General features: G+C 65.7%; 17 protein-coding genes and 1 pseudogene. 12 read left to right on the forward strand and 6 right to left on the reverse strand.

Annotated features, from left to right (window positions below; translation table 11 throughout):
• Positions 1 to 50: 50 nt before the first annotated feature.
• The 3 genes and pseudogenes from fecA to AAHK21_RS18140 form a co-directional block, all read right to left on the reverse strand.
• Positions 51 to 2,304 (reverse strand): annotated as a pseudogene (fecA, locus tag AAHK21_RS18130) (TonB-dependent Fe(3+) dicitrate receptor FecA); the annotation flags it as partial.
• A gap of 210 nt (positions 2,305 to 2,514) precedes the next feature.
• Positions 2,515 to 3,441, reverse strand: a complete 927-nt coding sequence (locus AAHK21_RS18135) for a FecR domain-containing protein (protein ID WP_367857948.1) — start codon at positions 3,439 to 3,441, stop codon at positions 2,515 to 2,517.
• Positions 3,438 to 3,932, reverse strand: coding sequence for a sigma-70 family RNA polymerase sigma factor (locus AAHK21_RS18140; RefSeq protein ID WP_367857949.1), 495 nt, complete (start codon positions 3,930 to 3,932; stop codon positions 3,438 to 3,440). The genes AAHK21_RS18135 and AAHK21_RS18140 overlap by 4 nt, the downstream gene beginning before the upstream one ends.
• Before the next feature lie 178 nt (positions 3,933 to 4,110).
• Between AAHK21_RS18140 and AAHK21_RS18145 the strand changes: the two genes are divergently transcribed.
• The 6 genes from AAHK21_RS18145 (at position 4,111) to AAHK21_RS18170 (ending at position 10,359) form a co-directional block, all read left to right on the forward strand.
• Positions 4,111 to 4,416, forward strand: a complete 306-nt coding sequence (locus AAHK21_RS18145; RefSeq protein ID WP_094011745.1) for a DUF3649 domain-containing protein — start codon at positions 4,111 to 4,113, stop codon at positions 4,414 to 4,416.
• Positions 4,413 to 5,975 carry a PepSY-associated TM helix domain-containing protein gene (locus tag AAHK21_RS18150; RefSeq protein ID WP_367857950.1) on the forward strand — a complete coding sequence of 521 codons (1,563 nt, stop codon included), beginning with the start codon at positions 4,413 to 4,415 and terminating at the stop codon, positions 5,973 to 5,975. The genes AAHK21_RS18145 and AAHK21_RS18150 overlap by 4 nt, the downstream gene beginning before the upstream one ends.
• On the forward strand, positions 5,975 to 6,301 hold the full coding sequence (locus AAHK21_RS18155) for a DUF3325 domain-containing protein (protein ID WP_046854208.1): 327 nt from the start codon (positions 5,975 to 5,977) through the stop codon (positions 6,299 to 6,301). The genes AAHK21_RS18150 and AAHK21_RS18155 overlap by 1 nt, the downstream gene beginning before the upstream one ends.
• Positions 6,302 to 6,305: 4 nt before the next feature.
• Complete coding sequence (locus tag AAHK21_RS18160; protein WP_367857951.1) at positions 6,306 to 6,857, forward strand: RNA polymerase sigma factor; 552 nt, start codon at positions 6,306 to 6,308, stop codon at positions 6,855 to 6,857.
• A complete protein-coding gene (locus tag AAHK21_RS18165) occupies positions 6,854 to 7,825 on the forward strand; it encodes a FecR domain-containing protein (protein ID WP_367857952.1) in 972 nt (323 codons plus the stop codon). Before AAHK21_RS18160 ends, AAHK21_RS18165 begins: the two co-directional genes overlap by 4 nt.
• Positions 7,826 to 7,956: 131 nt before the next feature.
• Positions 7,957 to 10,359, forward strand: coding sequence for a TonB-dependent siderophore receptor (locus AAHK21_RS18170; RefSeq protein WP_367857953.1), 2,403 nt, complete (start codon positions 7,957 to 7,959; stop codon positions 10,357 to 10,359).
• 124 nt (positions 10,360 to 10,483) lie between these two features.
• Here the strand turns inward: AAHK21_RS18170 and AAHK21_RS18175 are convergent, their stop codons facing one another.
• Entirely contained in the window at positions 10,484 to 11,359 is an 876-nt protein-coding gene (locus tag AAHK21_RS18175) for a helix-turn-helix domain-containing protein (protein WP_367857954.1), read from the reverse strand.
• A gap of 251 nt (positions 11,360 to 11,610) precedes the next feature.
• Here AAHK21_RS18175 and AAHK21_RS18180 point away from each other — a divergent pair, with 251 nt between their 5' ends.
• The 4 genes from AAHK21_RS18180 (at position 11,611) to AAHK21_RS18195 (ending at position 15,398) form a co-directional block, all read left to right on the forward strand.
• Positions 11,611 to 12,507 (forward strand): DMT family transporter, encoded by an 897-nt coding sequence (locus AAHK21_RS18180; protein WP_367857955.1) that lies wholly within the window; start codon positions 11,611 to 11,613, stop codon positions 12,505 to 12,507.
• A gap of 88 nt (positions 12,508 to 12,595) precedes the next feature.
• A complete protein-coding gene (locus AAHK21_RS18185; protein ID WP_367857956.1) occupies positions 12,596 to 14,095 on the forward strand; it encodes a glucosyltransferase domain-containing protein in 1,500 nt (499 codons plus the stop codon).
• Entirely contained in the window at positions 14,092 to 14,463 is a 372-nt protein-coding gene (locus AAHK21_RS18190) for a GtrA family protein (protein ID WP_367857957.1), read from the forward strand. Before AAHK21_RS18185 ends, AAHK21_RS18190 begins: the two co-directional genes overlap by 4 nt.
• Positions 14,460 to 15,398, forward strand: a complete 939-nt coding sequence (locus AAHK21_RS18195; protein WP_367857958.1) for a glycosyltransferase family 2 protein — start codon at positions 14,460 to 14,462, stop codon at positions 15,396 to 15,398. Before AAHK21_RS18190 ends, AAHK21_RS18195 begins: the two co-directional genes overlap by 4 nt.
• Positions 15,399 to 15,446: 48 nt before the next feature.
• On the opposite strand, the gene AAHK21_RS18200 is transcribed toward AAHK21_RS18195, so the two are convergent.
• Positions 15,447 to 16,421, reverse strand: coding sequence for a 2-hydroxyacid dehydrogenase (locus AAHK21_RS18200; protein ID WP_367857959.1), 975 nt, complete (start codon positions 16,419 to 16,421; stop codon positions 15,447 to 15,449).
• Between the two features lie 85 nt (positions 16,422 to 16,506).
• Positions 16,507 to 17,454, reverse strand: coding sequence for a LysR family transcriptional regulator (locus AAHK21_RS18205; RefSeq protein WP_046854215.1), 948 nt, complete (start codon positions 17,452 to 17,454; stop codon positions 16,507 to 16,509).
• A gap of 180 nt (positions 17,455 to 17,634) precedes the next feature.
• Here AAHK21_RS18205 and AAHK21_RS18210 point away from each other — a divergent pair, with 180 nt between their 5' ends.
• Complete coding sequence (locus tag AAHK21_RS18210) at positions 17,635 to 19,161, forward strand: efflux transporter outer membrane subunit (protein WP_367857960.1); 1,527 nt, start codon at positions 17,635 to 17,637, stop codon at positions 19,159 to 19,161.
• A complete protein-coding gene (locus tag AAHK21_RS18215) occupies positions 19,158 to 21,335 on the forward strand; it encodes an FUSC family protein (protein WP_367857961.1) in 2,178 nt (725 codons plus the stop codon). Before AAHK21_RS18210 ends, AAHK21_RS18215 begins: the two co-directional genes overlap by 4 nt.

Below are 21,335 nucleotides of genomic sequence, written 5' to 3' on the forward strand. Positions count from 1 at the left end.
GGTTGCCCAGCGCCGGCTCGCCGGCGCTGGGCAACACAGCCGCGGGCAAACTAGAACGCCACGGACGTCTGCACGTAAAGCGTGCGCGGCTCACCCACGTACTTGCCCTTGTTGTTGTCGTCGAACGAGCGGGTGTAGTACTCGCGGTTGAACAGGTTCTTCACCCCCACCGCTACCTTCAGGTTCGAAAGCGCAGGCCCGAAGTCATAGCCGGCGCGGGTGCTGACCAGCATGTAGCCGGGGATGCGCCCGGTGCTGCCGTCGGCACTCTCGCTGCCGGTGTTGGCGTTGTCGGCGTACTGGCTGCTCTGGAAGCTGCTGTCCAGGTTCAACTGCCATGGGCCTTCGGTATAGCCGATGCCCAGCGTGCCCTTGTGGCGCGACGAGAACGGCACCTGGTTGCCCTTGTTCGGGCCGTCTTCACGAATGGTGGCGTCGACGAAGGCGTAGCCGGCATGCACATCGAAACCGGCCAGGGCCGGGCTCAGGCCGTCGAGGGCATAGCGCACGCTGGTCTCGATGCCCTGGTGGCGGGTTTCGCCGCGGGCGATCACCGAGTCGTTGGTCTGGTTGCTTTCGTACTGGTTGTCGAAATTGATCAGGAACGCGCCGATCTCTGCCTGCAGGTCGCCATTGTCGTAGCGGGTACCGACTTCCCAGGTGCGCGCCTTCTCCGGTTTCACCTCGCCACTGCTGACTCGGTTGGGCATCTGGCTGTACTGCACGCTGCCGAACGAACCTTCGGTGTTGGCGTACAGGTTCCAGTTGTCGGTGAGGTGGTACATCACGTTCAGTGCGGGCAAGGCGGTGTTGTAGCTGCCCTGGTACTGCTGACCGTTGAGCTTGTTGCTCTGCCGTGAGTCGATCATCTCGTAGCGGATACCCGGGGGTGATGGTCCAGCGGCCGATGTCGATACGGTCGTCCAGGTAGATCGCGTGGGCTTCGGTGCTGCCACGGGTGTCACGGTCGTTGCGGCTGGCGGTGGTCGGCAGGGCGCCGTTGACCGGCTCACGGTAACGCAGTTCATGGCCGGCTTCGTTGACGTAGCGGTAGCCGACGCCCAGTTCGTGCCAGCTGTCGCCCAGGGCCAGGCCCTGCGAGAAACGCGTTTCGATGCCGCGCACCCAGTACTCGCGCGGCGACAGCGAGACGAAGCTGCCCTGGTCGAGGTAGCCGCTGCGCAGGGTCTTGGTGAAGAAGCTGTTGACGCTGAACTGGCGGTCATCCTGCTTGTAGTCGTAACCGAAGTTGAACAGGGTGCGACGGCCCCAGAACTTGTCCTTCAGGCGCGTGGACTGGTACGGATCGGCGTCGAAGTCCGCCGTGCTGAGGCCGCCGGGCATCTCGGCCTCGCCCTCGTAGTACTGGGCCATGGCGTGCAGGCTGTTGGCGTCGTCCAGTTGCAGCTTGCCCTTGAGCATCAGGTCGTCGATCTGGGTGTCGCTGTGCTCGCGCCAGTCACTGCCACGGGTGCCGGAGTAGAGCAGGGCGCCGCCCAGGCCGTTGGCGTTGGTGCCGCCGATCAGCAGGTTGGCGCTGTTCTTCAGGCCATCCTGGCTGGACGACGGGCTGAGCTGGTTCTGCATCGCCGCCTTGAAGGTGGCCTCTTCAGGAATGGCGCGGGTGACGAAGTTGACGATGCCGCCGACGTTCTGCGGCCCGTAGCGTACCGCGCCGCCGCCGCGCACCACGTCCACGGCGTCCATGTTGCCCAGGCTGATCGGCGCCAGCGACAGCTGCGGCTGGCCGTAGGGGGCGAAGGGCACCGGGATGCCGTCCATCAGCACGGTGGAGCGTGAGGCCAGGCGCGGATTGAGGCCGCGGATGCCGAAGTTCAGCGCCAGGTCGTGGCTGCCGGTGCCGTTGTTTTCCGGGGCGTTGACGCCGGGGATGCGGTTGAGCACTTCGCGGGCACTGCTGGCGCCGCTGCGTTCGAATTCATCGCGACGCACCACGTCGCGGGCACCTGGGTGCTCGAAGACGTTGTCCTGGCGGGCCTCGGCCAGCCAATCGCCGACCACGGTCGAGGCCCCCAGTTCGACCGGTGCATTGCCGCCCGTGGCCGGCAGCGGTTGCAGGCTGTAGGCGTTGTCGACCTCCTGACGCGCCTGCAGGCCACTGCCGCGCAGCAGGGCGTCCAGGCCCTGGCCGACCTCGTACTGGCCTTCCAGGCCGGGGCTGTTCAGGCCTTGGGTGAGGCCGGGGCTGAACGAGATCAGCGCGCCGCTTTCGCGACCGAACTGGTTCAGGGCCTGTTCCAGTGTGCCGGGCGCGATATGGTAGTCGCGGGGCTCGCCGGCCAGGGCGAACGGGGCGGCGAGGATCAGGGCGTAGGCGAGGGGGCTGAGGCGCAGGGGCATGTGACGGAGGTCCTGTGACAAGGGGTTCTGCCTTCTCTGTCACGCGAGGTTCGGGAAATGGCTCAACGGATATGAAATAAATGTGCGCTGGCACCGCTCTTCGTGGGAGCGGGCTTGCCCGGCGATGGCCATGTATTGCCGCTCGCTTGCCTCTCAGCCGGTTGACGCGGCCTCCAGCGACACCCAGTACCGGGTGAACCGTCGCACCTTCACCGGGAGTGTCACCTCCAGCATTTCCAGGATGCGTTCACTGTCGGCCAGTGGATACGACCCGGAAATCCGCAGGTCGGCGACGCTTTCGCTGCAACCCAGCTGGCCGAGTCGATAACGCCCAAGCTCGGCGAGAAAGTCGCCCAGGCGCATCTGCGACACCACCAGCATGCCGTCTACCCAGGCCGCGCGGTTGGGGTCGAGCGGCGCGATCGCCTGCCAGCCGCCCATGGCAAACCGTGCCTGGTGGCCGGCCAGCAACGGTGTGCCGGCTACGCTGGCGCTGCCGCTGAACACCGAGACCAGGCTGAAACCATCGAACTGGCGCACATCGAAGCGCCCGCTTTCCAGGCGCAGCTCGCCCTGGGCCGTGGCCAGGCGCAGTGGCCGGGGATCGTCTTGCACTTCGAGCAACAACTCGCCCTCCTGCAACCGCACCCGGCGCTGCTGGCCGTCGAAACGCACATCGGCGGCGCTGCGGGTGTTCAGGTGCAGCTGGCTGCCGTCGTCGAGGGTCAGGCGGCGGCGCTGGCCGACCGGGCTGCGGTAGTCGGCCATCAGCCCGGGCAGCGGATTGTGCTGCTGCAGGCCCAGCCCGGCGGCACTGGCCACGCCGGCCAGCAGCAAGACCTTGAGGGCGCGGCGTCGGGCGGGCGAGGGTGGTGCCTGCAGGGTGGCGTGGACCACTGGCGCGGTCACGCCGCGCAGGCGCTGGTTGACCTGCTGGATATGCGCCCAGGCACGCTGGTGCTCGCTGTCTGCCTGTAGCCAGCGCTGCAGGGCCTGGTGCTGGTCGAAATCGGCACTCTGCGATTCGATCAGCCAGTGCACCGCCTGTTCGGCGATCTGCGCCGAGAACGTGCCGTTCACAGGGCGAAGTAGCAGCGCAAGGCTGCCTTGTGCAGGTAGCGCTTGACCGTGGCCAGGGAGATGCCCAGCTCGAGGGCTATCTCGCCCTGGCCCAGGCCATCGACCTGGGCCAGCAGGAAGGCGCGCTTGACCAGCGCCGGCAGGCCGTCCAGCAGGCGGTCAAGCTCCAGCAGGGTATCGAAGATGAGGGCTTTGTCTTCCTCGCTCGGTGCCACCTGTTCGGGCACCTGGGCCAGGGCCTCGAGGTAGGCGCGCTCCAGTTCCTGGCGGCGGAAGTGGTTGCACAGCACACGCTTGGCCACGGTGGTGAGGAAGGCGCGGGGCTCGATCAGTTGCGGCGCTTCACGGGCCTGGAGCAAGCGCACGTAGGTGTCCTGTGCCAGATCGGCGGCGCTCTGCGGGCAGCCCAGGCGTCGTCGCAGCCAACCGGTCAGCCAGCTGTGGTGGGCAATGTAGAGGCCTTCGACGGTGGAAGAGAGGGCGCTGGGCACCGATGCGACTCCGGCGCCGGAAAGCGCAACTGGAAGTAAGAATTGTTCGCATTGTATTCATGCCGCTGGTGTTCGGCAATCGCTGCCGACGCAAGGCATGCGACCGCTCGCGCCGCCATGCTTTGCTTATGAGAATTGAAATCATTAGTATTGCAGCCCCAATTCCCGGACCCTCGCCATGAAGAGCAAAGCCGCCGGCCTTCCCCTGAGCTACCGCCTGGCCGTGACCTCACGCAGCTTGGCCGCGCTGCTGGGTGGCTACCTGCTGGCGTCGATGGCCAGTGTCTGTATCACCCTGCTTGCGCCGATGACCCAGGCCGACGCGACGATGACCGGGATGATGCTGTCATTCGTCTTCTACCTGATCGCCTTCATCTGGTGCTTCGCCTGCCGCAGCGCCTGGCGCGCCTGGCTGGGCATGCTGCTGCCAAGCCTGGTGCTGGGGCTGATCAACGCACTGGCCTACTGGATGAACCTGCCATGAAAGAAGGCTTCCGCCAGGCCATGGCCTGGCTGCACACCTGGACCGGCCTGATCTTCGGCTGGCTGCTGTTCGCCATCTTCCTCACCGGGACGCTGTCGTACTTCAAGGACGAGATCAGCCACTGGACCCAGCCCGAGGTGCAGAGCCATCCGCTCGACCCGGTGACCAGTCTCGGCCTGGCCCAGCGTTACCTCGAAAGCAATGCCGGCCACGCCAGCACCTGGTTCATCCGCCTGCCCAGCGAGCGCGAGGCGGCGTTGAGCGTCAGCTGGCGCGACCCGAACGGTGGTGGGCGGCGTGGTTTCACCGACAAGGAGCTCGACGCGCGCACCGGCGAGGCGGTCGAGGCCCGCGACAGCCGTGGCGGCGAGTTCTTCTACCGCTTCCACTTCCAACTGCAGATGCCCCACCCTTGGGGGCGCTGGCTGTCGACCTTCTGCGCCTTCATCATGCTATTGGGGCTGGTCACCGGGATCATCACCCACAAGAAGATCTTCAAGGAGTTCTTCACCTTCCGCCCGGGCAAGGGCCAGCGGTCCTGGCTCGACGGCCACAACGCCATCGGTGTGCTGGTGCTGCCGTTCCATCTGATGATCAGCTACAGCAGCCTGGTGATCTTCATGTACATGGTCATGCCGGCCAGCATCCTGGCCAGCTACGGCGACAGCAGCGGCTACTTCAACGATGTGTTCGGCCGCGACGAGGTGCCCGAGGCGGTTGCCCAGGCCGCGCCGCTGGCGCCGTTGACCGAACTGTATGCCAAGGTCCAGGAACAGGCGCCGGGGGCGCGCATGGGCTACATCCAGGTGCACAACCCGGGTGACCGCAACGCCCGGGTCACCTTCACCCGCGCCTCGGCCGACAGTGTCGCCTACCAGCGCAGCGCCATCTGGACCTTCGATGGCGTCAGTGGCGAGCTGCTGCGCCGCGGCGCGCCGGAAAGCGCGGCGATGACCACCTCGTTCACCTTCGTCGGCCTGCACATGGGCAACTTCGCCGGGCCTTGGCTGCGCTGGCTGTACTTTGCCTTCGGCGTGGCCGGCACCGCGGTGATCGGCACCGGGCTGGTGATGTGGCTGGGCAAGCGCCAGCTCAAGCATGCCAAGAGTGCGCGCATGCCCGGCGAGCTGCGCCTGGTCGAAGTGCTGAACATCGCCAGCATGAGCGGCCTGTTGCTGGGCGTGGCGGCGTTCTTCTGGGCCAATCGCCTGCTGCCGGCAACGCTGGAAGGGCGGGCTGACTGGGAGATCAACGGCTTCTTCCTGGCCTGGGGCGCGTCATTGCTCCACGCCATGCTGAGGAGCGGGCGCCGCGCCTGGGGCGAACAACTGACGCTGGGCGCGCTGGCGTTCGCCTTGCTGCCGTTGCTCAACGCGCTGACCTCCGACAAGGGGCTGGATCACTCCATCGCCGCCGGTGACTGGGCCATGGCCGGTTTCGACCTGACGGCCCTGGCCACCGGCCTGTTCCTGGCCTGGGCCGCCGGCAAGATGCTGCGCGCGCCCAAGCCGGCCGCCAAGCGTGCGCCACGCGCCGCCAAGACCGTGGAGGCGAGCTGATGCTGGGAGTTGCGCTGATGGGCTTCGCCGGTTTCGCCGGCCTGTGCCTGGCTATGGAAAAGCACTTCAACGACCTGCTCGGGCGCAAGCCCACGGGGCGGCAGCTGCGAGCCTTGAAAATCACGGGCTGGGCGTTGCTGCTGCTGTCGTTGATCCTCGCCGTGCATGGGCGCGGCTGGGCCCTGGGCCTGGTGGAGTGGATCGCCGTGCTGATGGCCGGGGTGACCCTGTGGGTGTTCGGCCTGCCCTACCAGCCGCGGCTGTTGCTCGGCGCGGCGCTTGCCAGCCTGGTGCTCGGGCCGCTGCTGGCCGTGCTGGCGGTCTAGGCCCTTGAGCGACTCCGAGGCCGGCGGCGGGCGGGCACGCTTCCTCCAGGTGTTCCTCGCCCAGCGTGCGCGCATGGAGGCGCTGGTCAGCCGCCGCGTCGGCTGCCGCGCCACGGCGTCGGACCTGGTGCAGGACCTGTTCCTGCGCTTCTGGCGGCGCCCCGAGGTGAAGGTCGAGGCGCTCGATACCTATCTGCTGCGCAGCGCCAGCAACCTGGCCATTGACTACCTGCGCAGCGAAGGCAGCCGCGACCGCGCCGCCGAGGGCTTGCACGAACCTGATGAAGCGCATTGCGCCCAGGCGCCCGAGCAGGCCCTGGAGGTCGATCACGACCTGCAGCGCATCGAGGCTGCCTTGCGGGCATTGCCCGAACGCACCCGGCAGATCTTCCTGCTCAGCCGCATCCATGGCTGCACCTACGGCGAGATCGCCAAGGCCATGCAGTTGTCCCAGAGCGCAGTGGAAAAGCATATGATGCGCGCCCTCGAAGCGTGCAAGGCGAGTGTCGCCGAACCCGCGTCCCCACTGCGCCGGCCAGGGAGCGCCCGTCGATGAGTGTTGAACAGCCGATCACTGCCGCCCAGTCCCAGGCCGCCCTGCGCTGGCTGGGGCGCATCCAGCAGCAGCCGGCGCAGGCCGAGGGCGCAGCGTTCAAGCGCTGGTTGCTGGAGAGCCCCGCCCATCGCCAGGCCTATGCCGAGGCCCAGGCGCTCTGGCGCCTGAGCGAGGCGCCGGCGGCGCGGCTGGCGGCCGAGGAACACCAAGGTCTGCAAACATACCTGGAGGCCATGCGCCGGCCCGAGCGCAAGCGACCGTGGCGCGGCCTGGCGGTGGCGGCGAGCCTGGTCCTGGCGCTGGGATTCGCGACAGGCTGGCAGCCGCAGTTCTGGCTGCAGGACCTGCGCGCCGACTACACCAGCGGCGCGCAGGTACGCCAGGTGACACTGGCCGATCGTTCGCAACTGACCCTGGATGCCGGCACCGCCGTGGCAGTGGATTTCGCCCAGGGCGAGCGGCGTGTGCGGTTGCTGCGCGGCGCCGCGTTCTTCGAGGTGACCCATACCGGCGAGCCGTTCCTGGTGGATGCCCAGGGCGGCGAAGTGCGGGTGCTGGGGACCCAGTTCGAGGTGCGCGGGCAGGGTGACGGCGCGCAGGTCACGGTGCGCAGCGGGCGGGTGGCGGTGACGGCGGCCGAAGGGCAACCGGCCCGCGAACTGACAGCCAACCAGCAGCTGGCCTATGCCGGTGGTGTGGCCGGTGGGGTCGAGGCGGTGGACAGCGACAGCCGCCTGGCCTGGCGCCAAGGCTGGCTGAACTACTACCAGGTGCCGTTGGCGCAGGTGATCGAGGACCTGGGGCGTTACTACCCCGGGCGGATCCTGCTGCTCGACGGTGAGCTGGCGCAGCGCAGGGTCAGTGGCAGTTTCCCGGTGGCGGAACCGCTGGCGGCGCTGGATTCGCTGGGCAAGGTGATGGGGTTCGAGCGGCAGACGCTGCTGGGGCGGTTGACCGTTTTGCGTTGACCTACGCCGACGTCATCGCGGAACAGCAAAATATTTCCATCAGGTGATGAGGTACCCCACGCCGGCATCCGTGTAGTGAGTAGAAGTGCGATTCATTCGCATACGATCATCCCGCCCACAGGTCCGCGTCCATGAAGTTCACCCCGCGTTGCGTCTCGCTCTGGTTCGGCCTCTGCAGCTTGTCCGCCATGGCCGTCGCGCCCCATGCCGTGGCCGCCCAGCAGAGCCAGGTCTATGCCTTCGCCCAGCCCAGCCAGCCGCTGGCCCAGGCACTCAACGCCTTCAGCCGTACCACCGGGCAGAGCGTGGTCTATACCCTGACGCTACCGGACCTGCGGGCCCCGGCGCTGAACGGCACCTTCGACGCCGAGCAGGCGCTGCAGCAGTTGCTCGGCAACTCGGGCCTGGCCTGGCGCCGCCTCGACGCCCGCACCCTGACCCTGGAGCCGGTCGACACCTCCGGCGCGCTGAACCTGCAGGCCACCACCATCAACTCGCAACTGGACGACTACAGCTACCAGCCGCCGGCCAGCGCCTCGATCATGCGCGGCCAGGGCGCGACCCTGAATATCCCACAGGCCGTGAACGTGGTCCCGGCCCAGGTGATCCGCGACCAGGCGCCGCGCAACCTGGACGATGCCCTGTACAACGTCAGCGGCATCACCCAGGGCAACAACTTCGGCGGTACCGCCGACACGGTGATGAAGCGTGGCTTCGGCGACAACCGCGACGGCTCGATCATGCGCGACGGCATGCCGATCGTGCAGGGCCGCGCGCTCAACGCCAGCACCGAACGGGTCGAAGTGCTCAAGGGCCCGGCCTCGCTGCTCTACGGCATCCAGGACCCGGGCGGGGTGATCAACGTGGTCAGCAAGCGCCCGCAACTTACCCAGTACAACGCCCTGACCCTGCGCGGCTCGACCTACGGCAGTGGCAAGAACGGCAGCGGCGGCGGCCTGGACAGCACCGGTGCGCTGGGGGAGAGCAACCTGGCCTATCGCCTGATCGTCGATCACGAGGATGAAGACTACTGGCGCAACTTCGGCGTGCACCGCGAATCGCTGGTGGCGCCGTCGCTGGCCTGGTACGGCGAGGACACCCAGGTGGTGCTGGCCTATGAGCACCGCGAGTTTCGCTATCCGTTCGACCGCGGGACCGCCTTCGGCAGCGACGGCCACCCGTTGAACATACCCGCCACCCGCCGCCTGGACGAGCCGTTCAACGACATGGAGGGCCGCTCCGACCTATACCGCCTGGAAATCGACCATCAGCTGGACGACGCGTGGAAGCTGCACGTCGGCTACAGCTTCAACCGCGAGACCTACGATGCCAGCCAGGTGCGCGTGACCGGCGTGGATGAAAGCAAGGGCACGCTGTCGCGCAGTATCGACGGCACCCGGGGCGCACTGAGCCGCGACCAGTTTGCCACCTTCAGCCTCAACGGCAGCGTCGAGCTGGCCGGCATGCGCCACGACCTGGTGCTGGGTGCCGATCACGAGGACCGCAAGGTCTATCGCGCCGACCTGATCCGCCAGAACAGCCGCTCGACCTTCAGCTACCTGAACCCGGTCTATGGCCGCGAAGTGGAAGGCACCAACGTGCGCGCCACCGACAGCGACCAGACCGACAAGCTGCGCACCGATTCGCTGTTCCTGCAGGACGCCTGGCACCTGGACGAGCACTGGATCCTGGTGGCCGGCGGGCGTTTCCAGCAGTACGACCAGTACGCCGGCCGCGGCCGACCGTTCAACGTCAACACCGACACCAGCGACCAGACCTGGGTGCCCCATGCGGGCGTGGTCTACAAGGTCGATGAGCAGCTGTCGTTCTATGGCAGCTACAGCGAGTCGTTCAAACCCAACTCGACCATCGCCCCGCTGAGCATCGGCGGTGGCCGCACCCTGACCCTGGACTCTGGGATCGCGCCGGAGGAGGGCAAGTCCTGGGAACTGGGGGCCAAGCTCGACGTGCCGGGCGCGGTGACCGGTACCCTGGCGCTGTTCGACATCACCAAGCGCAACGTGCTGGTGGCCGATGGCGACACCCAGCCGGGGACCATTCTCTACAGCAACGCGGGGGAAGTCCGTTCACGGGGCGTCGAGCTGGACCTGACCGGCCAACTCAGCGAGCGCTGGAGCCTGATCGGCGCCTATGCCTTCACCGACGCCGAGGTCACCAAGGACCCGCAGCTCAAGGGCAATCGCCTGCAGAACGTCGCTCGTCACAGTGGTTCGCTGTCGGCGGTATACGACTACGGCAGCCTGTTCGGCGGTGATCGCCTGCGCCTGGGAGCCGGTGCGCGCTACGTGGGTGAGCGTGCGGGCAACGCGACAAACGACTTCGACCTGCCGGCCTATACCGTGGCCGATGCCTTCGCCAGCTACGAAACCAAGCTGGACGAGCACAAGGTGCGCCTGCAGTTGAACGTGAAGAACCTGTTCGACAAGGTGTACTACAGCTCGGCGGTGAATCGTTACTTCGTCGCGGTGGGGGATGCGCGGCAGGTCAGTCTGTCGAGCACTCTGGAGTTCTGATCAGCGGGACCGCTGCGCGGTCCATCGCCGGCAAGCCGGCTCCCACAGGAGATCGTGTGACTTTATGGGAGCCGGCTTGTCGTGGCGACGAACCACGGCGATGGGCCGCAATGCGGCCCCAGAATCAATTGGCAAACGCCGCCCGATATTCCCCCGGCGTCGCTCCCAACGCCTGGCGAAACCGGTTGCTGAAGTGACTGGCACTGGCAAACCCGCACAGCAGCGCCACTTCGCCCAGGGGCAGTGTGCCCATGCGCAGCAGGCGACACGCCCTTTGCAGTCGCCGGGCCAGCAGGTACTGATGCGGCGGCAGGCCGAAGCTTGTCCGGAACATCCGTGCAAAGTGGTATTCGGACAGGTTACAACGTAGTGCCAGCTCGCCAAGCGTCAGCGCCTGGTCGAGGTGGGCCTCGATATAGTCCACCAGTTGCCGTCGCTGGTGCGGCGCCAAGCCGCCCTTGAGTTTGAGCCCCTGGCGCAGGCCGGCCTGATTGAGCACGGCGTGGTCGATGATGTCATGGGCCAGGCTGCTGGCCAGCAGGCGCTCGCCGGGCTCGGCCCAGTCCAGGCCGATCAGCTGGCGAAAGCGTGCGGCCTGTTGCAGGTCGTCGAGGAAGGTCGCCTCGTGCAGCTGCATTTCACGCGGCTCGCGGTCCAGCAGGCGGGTGCAGCCAAGGGCGAATTGCTGTTCGCTGATGTACAGGTGGGCCAGGCGGATCGTGCCGTTGACCACCCAGTTGGACTCATGGCCGGCCGGCATGATGCACAGCTTGCCCGGCGCGCCCTTGTCGGCCGGGCGCTGGCGGCGGAAGGTACCGGTGCCGTCGGCGATGTAGCAGGACAATGTGTGGTGGCTGGGCGCCTGGTAGTCGCGGGCGTCATCGCGGTTGCTCCACAACGCCGCCGCCAGCCCGTCGCCCAGGTGCGCGCTCAGCTCCAGCCGGGCGTGGGGCGAGGCATGCATGGCATTGAAGACTTGCAGGTGGTCGAGTGCGGGCATCGGAGACTCCTCTGAAGGCCATCGTACTGCGGCGTGGGCGGGAAGGCAGCTGGCCGAAGAGGAAAAGCGCAAGTTTATGCAAGCGCCGGACTCAGGGCGCGGTAAAGACTCGTAGTCCTGGCGAGGGCGGCGCCCTCGATCGCTGGCAAGCCAGCTCCCACAAGGTGAAGGCATGTGCTGTTCCTGTGGGAGCTGGCTTGCCAGCGATGGGCCGCGAAGCGGCCCCAAGTCGACTGTCTGGAGGAATGCCCGTGAACCTGTCGCTCTACCTGCTCACCGTCCTGATCTGGGGCACCACCTGGATCGCCCTGAAGCTGCAACTGGGGGTGGTCGCCATCCCGGTGTCGATCGTCTACCGCTTCGCCCTGGCCGGGTTGATCCTGTTCGCCTTGCTGCTGCTCACCCGCCGCCTGCAGCCGATGAACCGGCGTGGCCACCTGGTGTGCCTGGCCCAGGGCCTGTGCCTGTTCTGCGTCAACTTCATGTGCTTCCTCACCGCCAGCCAGTGGGTCGCCAGCGGCCTGATCGCCGTGGTGTTCTCCACCGCCACCCTGTGGAACGCGATCAATGCACGGATCTTCTTCGGCCAGAGGATCGCCGCCAATGTGCTTGGCGGCGGGGCCATGGGGCTGCTGGGCTTGGGGCTGCTGTTCTGGCCGGAGCTTTCCCATCATGCCGCCAGCCGCGAAACCCTTTATGGCCTGGGCTTGGCGCTGCTTGGCACGTTGTGTTTCTCCGCAGGCAACATGCTCTCCAGCGTGCAGCAGAAGGCCGGGCTCAAGCCCATGACCACCAATGCCTGGGGCATGGTCTATGGCGCGTCGATGCTGGCGGTGTACTGCCTGGTCAGCGGCATCCCGTTCGAGATGGAGTGGAATACGCGCTATATCGGCTCGCTGCTGTACCTGGTGATCCCGGGCTCGGTGATCGGCTTTACCGCCTACCTCACCCTGGTCGGGCGCATGGGGCCGGAGCGGGCCGCCTACTGCACCGTGCTGTTCCCGCTGGTGGCGTTGAATGTGTCGGCGTTCGCCGAGGGCTATCAGTGGACCGCGCCGGCGTTGTTGGGGTTGGTGGCGGTGATGGCGGGGAATGTGCTGGTGTTTCGCAAGCCGAGGGGAAAGGTGCAAATCGCCTTGGCCAGGTGACCTTCGGGCTGTACCTGTCATTTTTGCCAGGTGCAGACGGACACCGAATGGCTAGACTTTGCCGGGCACAATGGCCTGGGGAATAGGGATGTCCAGCACGGCGACATGGAGTCGAGTACTTACGCGACAACAGGTTTGGTACTTCTGTCTGTTTGCGTTGATCATTCACATACTGCCATTGATCCTGGCTGACTTTCCGTACATTGATGATTCTTGGCGCGCCCAGCTCGCGGGTAATGACTGGGTAGATCAGGGGCGTCCCTTGACTGCCGCGTTGCTGGCAGTACTTGGTTTTACGGCGGGAGCGCCCAATCTGTTTCCACTGCCATTGTTGCTGGCCGTGTTCATCAGCGCCCATGCGCTCACTCGGTTGGTATTTTACTGGTTTGCTGCTCCCACTCTTGGCGCTGTGCTAGTGGTATTGCCACTCTGGTACAACCCGCTCTTTCTGCAGAACCTTTCCTATCAATACGATGGTGCAGCCATGGCGTTGGCGCTGTGTACCTGCATTTGGGCGATCACACAAGGTGCAGGTTCTTTCAAGGCATGGTGGCGAGGCGCTGTGCTCGTTGCGCTTGCGGCGGGCTTCTACCAGGCCAGCGTGAATCTGTTTGCCGGATTGTGTGCTCTGGAGGTAATGCGCCAGGTGCTGGAAGGCGTCAGCCTGCGTGAAGCTTGGCAGCAAGTAGTAGGTCGGGTCTTCCAGTTGATTGGTGGTTGTGCGCTGTATTACCTGACCTGTGCGTGGTTGATCACGGTACCGAGGACTGCGCTGCTGAAGTTTGATAGCGAATGGGGCGCAAACATGGCCAGTCGTCTGGGGGTAGCCGGTCAGGACATTGCATTGTTGCTAACGCCGGGCACCTCTTGGTTTGTCTATGGGATGCTGATCCTTGCGCTAGTCGCATTGAGCCAAGCCACGGTGCAACTATGCAGGCGACGAGTGAGTTGGTTGCAGCGGTTGGCCTTGTGGTGCTTGCTCTGTGCGCCGCTTCCGCTGATGTACATCTCGATTCCGGGCATAGCGTTGCTCTTCGCCCACTTTGACCACAACGCCCGTCTATTGATGGGATTTGGCGCAGTACTGGTGACGATGGCCTATCTTGCGCACCGGGCGTTGACGAACTTGGACGCGCGATGGGGGGGGCTGCTGGCAGTACCCTTGCTGTTCATGCTTTCCTTCTCCTACGCCCATGGGCGTGTACTGGTGGCACAGAAAGAGTTGCAGCAGGCTGTTGTTTCCTATCTGGCACACGACATCATGTCAAAGCCGGAACTGGCGTCGGCGCGGCGCTACTTTGTGCAGGACATCTGGTTGAGCAGGCGATGGTTGCCAGCAGCGAATGGATCGATACAGGCCATGCCAGCGCTCGGGTATGTGCTGAATGTCTGGTACCTGGTATTGCCAGAGCTGATGCCTCGGGAGGGACTTGCCAATTTCTTCGCGCGCCCCCCGATTGATCGCGAGCAGGTACTGGCGCGAAGTCCGTCCCCCATTGTCGGCAATAAGTTCTACAGCATCCACCTGGTCGGCGACACAGCGTATGTGTTGATGAAGTCTCCTCCTGAAACGGAGGTATACCAGTGATAAGCCTGCGTCGTTTCGGTCGCTATGGCCTGGTTGGCATTGGCAATACGCTGGCGCACTGGTTGGTATTCCTGGCGCTGCACCAGGTTGCTGGAGTGAGCCAAGCCATAAGCAATCTGGTGGCTTTCTCGATGGCAGCCAGCTTGTCCTACTACATGAATGCTAACTATACCTTCGCCGTTCGCCCCAGCAAGCGGCGCTACGGACTGTTCCTGGCCGGCATGGGCTGCCTCAGCCTTGTCGTCGGCGCGCTGTCCGATCATATCCACCTGTCGCCCTGGTTGACCTTGATGAGCTTCTCGGTAGTCAGTCTGATGGTGGGCTACGCCTATTCACACGCCGTGGTGTTCAGACGGAGGGACCCATGAACATTACTTTGGTGGTGCCGCTGTACAACGAGCAGGAGACCTTGGAGCGCTTCTATCACACCGTGCGCAGCGAGCCTTCGTTACGGGAAGCGACGGTGGAAATCGTTTTCGTCAATGACGGCAGCACCGACGACACCGAAGCCATTTGCGCCGATCTGGCGGCCAGGGACGAATGGGTCACGGCGATCAATTTCTCCCGTAACTTCGGCAAGGAGTCAGCGCTGTTCGCGGGTCTCGAGCATGCCGAGGGCGACGCAGTGGTACCGATCGATGTCGACCTGCAAGACCCGATCGAAGTGGTGGCGCAGATGATCGAGCGCTGGAAGGCCGGGGCTGACGTGGTGCTGGCCAAGCGTCGCAGCCGGGTCGCCGATACGCGCTTCAAGCGTTGGACGGCGGGGCTCTACTATCGTCTGCACAACGCCATCGCCGCGTTGCCCATCGAGGAGAACGTCGGCGATTTCCGCCTGCTCGATCGCAAGGTGGTCGCTGCCATCCGGCAGATGCCGGAGCAGCAGTTGTTCATGAAGGGCGTGCTATCGTGGGTAGGGTTTCGTACCGAGATCATCGAGTACGACCGCCAGGAGCGGGCGGCGGGCAATAGCAAGTTTGGCTTCTGGCGCCTGTGGAACCTGGCACTGGACGGTATTACCTCGTTCAGCACGGTGCCGCTGCGGCTATGGACCTACATCGGTGGCGGTGTGTCGTTGTTCGCCCTGCTGTACGCGGCATTTCTGGTACTGGACAAGCTGCTGTTTGGCAACGACTTGCCGGGGTATCCGTCACTGATGACGGCGATTCTGTTCCTTGGCGGGGTGCAGTTGATCGGGATTGGCATCCTGGGCGAGTACATCGGGCGTATCTACCAGGAAACCAAGCACCGGCCCCGCTATGTGGTACGCAAGGTAATGGGGCGGCGAAGCCAACCCCAGTAAGCACTATCGCGGGGCAAGCCCGCTCCCACAAACCTTGTGATGGGGCCTTCAGCTTTTCCATACCTGCGGATTGACCAGATCCCGTGGCCGCTCGCCCAGCAGCGCCGCACGCAGGTTGTCCATCGCCCGGTTGGCCATGGCCTCGCGGGTCTCGGCGGTGGCAGAGCCGATGTGCGGAAGGGTCAGGGCGTTGGGCAGTTTGAACAGCGGCGAATCGCCGAGCGGTTCTTTCTCGTACACGTCCAGGCCGGCGCCGCGAATGGTGCCTTCCTGCAGTGCCTCGACCAGTGCCGCTTCGTCCACCACCGGGCCACGGGATATGTTGACCAGGAACGCGCTAGGCTTCATCAGCTTCAGCTCGCGGGCGCCGATCAGCTTGCGGGTGGCGTCGGACAGCGGCACTACCAGGCAGACGAAATCGGCTTCTGCCAACAGCTCATCCAGGCTGCGCAATTGCGCGCCCAACTCCTGTTCCAGCGCCGCCTTGCGGCTGTTGCCGGTGTACAGCACCTGCATGTTGAAACCGAAACGGCCACGCCGGGCGATGGCCGCGCCGATGTTGCCCAGGCCGACGATGCCCAGTTTCTTGCCGTGCACATCACTGCCGAACTGCGCCGGGCCGACGGTGGCCTGCCAGTGGCCGGCCTTGGTCCAGGCGTCCAGCTCGGCGGTGCGCCGGGCGCAACCCATGATCAGGGCGAAGCCCAGGTCGGCGGTGCTTTCGGTGAGCACGTCGGGGGTGTTGGTCAGGGCGATGCCGCGCTCGTTGAAGTAGTCCAGGTCGTAGTTGTCGTAGCCGACCGAGACGCTGGACACCACCTCCAGCTTGCCCGCGCCTTCGAGCTGCGCCCGGCCCAGCTTGCGGCCGACGCCGATCAGGCCGTGGGCCTCGGGCAGCGCTTCGTTGAACTGGGCGGCGATGTCGCCCAGCTTGGGGTTGGGCACGATCACGTTGAAGTCGTGTTGCAGGCGCTCGGCCATGGCCGGGGTGATGCGGCTGAAGGCCAGGACGGTCTTTTTCATCGGGCTGCTTCTCTGCAAGGCGGGTAGGGGCGGTGTCGTTGCTTAGCAACCTACCATTGTCCCCCGCCCGAATGCACCGGCTTTTTCAGTTGGCGATCAGCAGCTCGTGGGTTTTCAGGTCGGCCTCGTGGGCGGCGAGAATCTCCGGCAGCGAGTTGCGCAGGTATTCGACCCAGGTCTTGATCTTCGCATCCAGGTACTGGCGCGACGGGTAGATCGCATACAGGTTCAGCTCCTGCAGGCGGTACTGCGGCAGGATCCGTACCAGGCTGCCGTCGCGCAGGCCATCGATGGCGGTGTAGATCGGCAGCACGCCCACGCCCATGCCGCTGCGGATCGCGGTCTTCATCGCATCGGCGGAGTTCACCTGGAACGGCGAGGTGGTGATGTTGACCACCTCCTGCCCCTCGGGGCCGTCGAACAGCCATTTCTCCAGCGGGATCACCGGGCTGACCATGCGCAGGCAGGCATGCTTGAGCAGGTCGGCGGGCTTGTGCGCGAAGCCGTGGCGCGCCACGTAGTCGGGCGCGGCGCAGACGATGCTGTAGGTGATACCCAGGCGCTGGGAGACGAACCCCGAGTCCGGCAGCTCGCTGGCCAGCACGATCGACACGTCATAGCCTTCGTCGAGCAGGTCGGGCACGCGGTTGGCCATGGTCAGGTCGAAGGTCACGTCCGGGTGCGATTCGCGGTAGCGGGCGATGGCGTCGACCACGAAGTGCTGGCCGACGCCGGTCATCGAATGCACCTTCAGCTGCCCGGCGGGGCGGGCATGGGCATCGCTGGCCTCGGCCTCGGCTTCTTCGACGTAGGTAAGAATCTGTTCGCAGCGCATCAGGTAGCGCTTGCCGGCCTCGGTCAGCGCGATGCGCCGGGTGGTGCGGTTGAGCAGGCGGGTTTGCAGATGGGCTTCCAGGTTGGAGACCGCCCGCGACACGTTCGCGGTGGTCGTATCCAGTTGCGCCGCGGCAGCGGTGAAGCTGCCGAGCTGGGCCACGCAACTGAAAGCACGCATGTTTTGCAGGGTGTCCATGGGTCACTCTCGGTTTAGAGGACAAAATTGTGACATGAAGTAACGCTGTTTCGCTTCCGACTAAAGCCGGATTATCGCTGTTTTGGTAACAAAGATTCGCAGGAATATACGCTTATCGCCAATGAAACCCGCCCCTAGAATTGCCCGGCCCCTTCACCTCTTCCTCGGGAAATCGCAGCTGTGCCGCGTCGCAACATCAGAGCGCTTAGCGCGCTCAGTGCCTGTGCCCTTTGTCTCACCTTGAGCGGCTGTATCGGAACCTGGGGCATCGCCCCGCAGAGCAAGACCCTCCAAGCCAACCAACTGACCACCGACGATGCCATCCGTGAGGCTGCGCGCGACGCCCACTGGCCGGCCCAGCAATGGTGGCGCGCCTATGGCGACGCGCAGTTGAACGACTGGGTCGCACTGGCATTGGCCGGCAGTCCGAGCATGGTCATGGCCGCCGCGCGGGTGCGTGAAGCCAAGGCCATGGCGGGCGTGGTCGAGTCGGCGGAAAAGCTGCAGGCCAACGGCAACGCCACCCTCAAGCGCCACAACTGGCCGGAGGATCAGTTCTACGGCCCCGGCGCGCTGTCCGGCGCCAACACCTGGGACAACAACGCCGCCATCGGCTTGAGCTACGCCCTGGACCTGTGGGGCCGCGAGCGCAATGCCAGCGAGCAGGCCGTGGACCAGGCGCACATGAGCGCCGCCGAGGCGCGCCAGGCCCAGCTGGAGCTGGAGAACAACGTGGTACGCGCCTACATCCAGCTCAGCCTGCATTACGCCCGGCGCGATATCGTGCTGGCCGAGCTTGCGCAGCAGGAGCAGATCGTCGCCCTGGCCAAGCGTCGCCTCGACGGTGGCATCGGTACCCATTTCGAAGTCAGCCAGGCCGAGGCGCCGCTGCCGGAAACCCATCGCGAGATCGACAGCCTCGACGAAGAGATCGCCCTGACTCGCAACCAGCTGGCGGCCCTGGCCGGCAAGGGGCCGGGGGAGGGCGCGAAACTGCAACGCCCGACCCTGACCCTCGCTGCGCCGCTGAAACTGCCCTCGAACCTGCCCGCCGAACTGGTCGGCCAGCGTCCCGACGTGGTCGCCAGCCGCTGGCAGGTGGCGGCCCAGGCCCGTGGTATCGACGTGGCCCACGCCGGGTTCTTCCCCAATGTCGACCTGGTCGGCGGCCTCGGCTTCATGGCCACTGGGGGCGGCCCGCTGGAGTTCCTCACCGGGCGCAAGTTCAACTACAACGTCGGGCCGGCCATCAGCCTGCCGATCTTCGATGGTGGCCGCCTGCGCTCGCAACTGGGCGTGGCCTCGGCGGGCTATGACGTGGCCGTGGCGCGCTACAACCAGACGGTGATCGGCGCGTTGAAGAACATCTCCGACCAACTGATCCGCCGCGAGTCGATGAAGGAGCAGGCGCACTTCGCCGCCGAATCCGTGGCCGCCGCGCAGAAGACCTACGACATCGCCACCGTCGCCTTCCAGCGCGGGCTCACCGATTACCTCAACGTGCTGAACGCCCAGACCCTGCTGTTCCGTCAGCAGCAAGTGCAGCAGCAAGTGCAGGCCGCGCGGCTGGTGGCCCATGCCGAACTGGTCACTGCCCTGGGCGGCGGCCTGGAGGCGGGCAAGGATGTGCCCGCTCAAGAGCGCCAGGCCGCACCGAAAACACCCGCCACCCTGGCCATCTTCGACACGGCGGACCACGCCGAATGAGCACATCGAGCTTGCCCTTGCGCTGGCTGCAGAGCCTGGAGTGGCGCCGGGGGTTCTTTGCCTGGGCGCGTACCGACGGCGTCACCTGGGTCTATATCTTCAAAGTCCTGGCCGCCGCCTTCATCACCCTGTGGCTGGCCATGCGCCTGGAGCTGCCGCAGCCGCGCACGGCGATGATCACCGTGTTCATCGTCATGCAGCCGCAGAGCGGCCATGTGTTCGCCAAGAGTTTCTACCGGGTGCTCGGCACCCTGGCCGGCTCGGCGATGATGGTCGCGCTGATCGCGATCTTCCCGCAGAACACCGAGCTGTTCCTGCCCAGCCTGGCCCTGTGGGTCGGCCTGTGCTCGGCGGGCGCCATGCGCTATCGGACCTTCCGTGCCTATGGTTTCGTGCTGGCCGGTTACACCGCGGCGATGATCGGCCTGCCGGTGCTGCAGCACCCCGACCAGGCGTTCATGGCGGCGGTGTGGCGGGTGCTGGAGATCGCCCTGGGGATTCTCGTTTCGACCTTCGTCAGCGCCGCGATCCTGCCGCAGTCGGCCAGTGCCGCCATGCGCAACGCACTGTACCAGCGCTTTGGCGTGTTCGCCGGGGTGGTGGTCGAGGCCCTGCGCGGCGACAGCCAGCGCGACCGTTTCGAGACCAGCAATGTGCGCTTCGTTGCCGAGGCGGTGGGCCTTGAGAGCCTGCGCAACGTCACCGCCTTCGAAGACCCGCACATGCGCCGCCGCTCAGGCAGGCTGGTGCGGATGAACAGCGAATTCATGGCCATCACCACGCGTTTCAACGCCCTGCACCGGTTGCTTGAGCGCCTGCGCGCCCGTGGTCCGCTGCAGATCGTCGGCGCCATCGAACCCGGCCTGCAAACCCTGGCCGAGCTGCTGCAGCCCTATGTCGGCAGGGCACTGACCGACGCCGACGCCTTGCGCCTGGCCCTGGAGCTGGGCACCTACAAGGAAGGCCTGCAGGCCCAGGTGCGTGGTCTGCGCGCCGAGTATCTGCAGACCAACCCCAGCGAGGCTGACCTGCTCGACTTCCATACTGCCTTCGAGCTGCTGTACCGCTTCGTCGACGAGATGTACAGCTACGCCGAGACCCACGCCTCGCTGGCCGTGCACAAGCACGAACGCGAACAGTGGGATGAACCTTATGTGGCCCAGACCAGCTGGCTGGTATCGCTCGCCGCTGGGGTGCGCGCCTCGGCGGTGCTGTTGCTGCTGGGCAGCTACTGGCTGCTCAGCGACTGGCCCAGTGGCGGCATGATGACCCTGATCGCCACGGTCACCGTGGGCCTGTCGGCGGCATCGCCGAACCCCAAGCGCATGGCGTTCCAGATGGCCTGCGGCACGGCGGTCGGCGCCTTTGTCGGCTTCTTCGAAACCTTCTTCGTGTTCCCCTGGATCGACGGCTTCGCGCTGTTGTGCATGGTCCTGGCGCCGGTGTTCGTGCTCGGTGCGTTCCTCGCCTCGCGCCCGGCCTATGCCGGTTACGGCCTGGGCCTGCTGGTGTTCTTTGCCATCGGCTCGGTGCCGAACAACCTGACGGTCTACGACCCCTATACCTTCATCAACGACTACATCGGCATGGTCATCGGCATGTTCGTCTGTGCCGCGGCCGGGGCGATCATCCTGCCGCCCAACAGCCGCTGGCTGTGGAGCCGGCTGGAGCAGGAGCTGCGCGAGCAGGTGCTGTTCGCCATAGGCGGGCGCCTGCGCGGCCTGGGCTCGGCCTTCGAAAGCCGTACCCGCGACCTGCTGCACCAGGCCTACGGCCTGGCCGCCGGCAAACCGCAGGTACAGAGCCAGCTGATGGGCTGGATGTTCACCGTGCTGGAGATCGGCCACGCCATCATCGAGCTGCGCAAGGAGCAGGCCCGCGCCCCGGTGCACCCGGCCTACGCCGAGTCGCAGCCGTGGCGCCAGGCCATCCGCGTGATGGGCCGGGCCCTGGCGCGGTTGTTCCTGCAACCCAGCGCCAGCAACCACGAACGCGCCCTGGTGGCGGTGGACCATGCCATCAGCCGCGTGCAGGCCACCGACGAACCTTTCGCCCGGCACTTCGACACCTCGGTGCTGCGCCGGGCGCAGAGCTACCTGCACTTCATCCGTTCTTCCCTGCTCGACCCACAGTCGCCTCTGGCTCCGGCGAAAGGACCGCACGATGCTCCGTGA

It is taken from the genome of Pseudomonas sp. TE50-2, assembly GCF_040813665.1.
Taxonomy (GTDB): domain Bacteria; phylum Pseudomonadota; class Gammaproteobacteria; order Pseudomonadales; family Pseudomonadaceae; genus Aquipseudomonas; species Aquipseudomonas soli.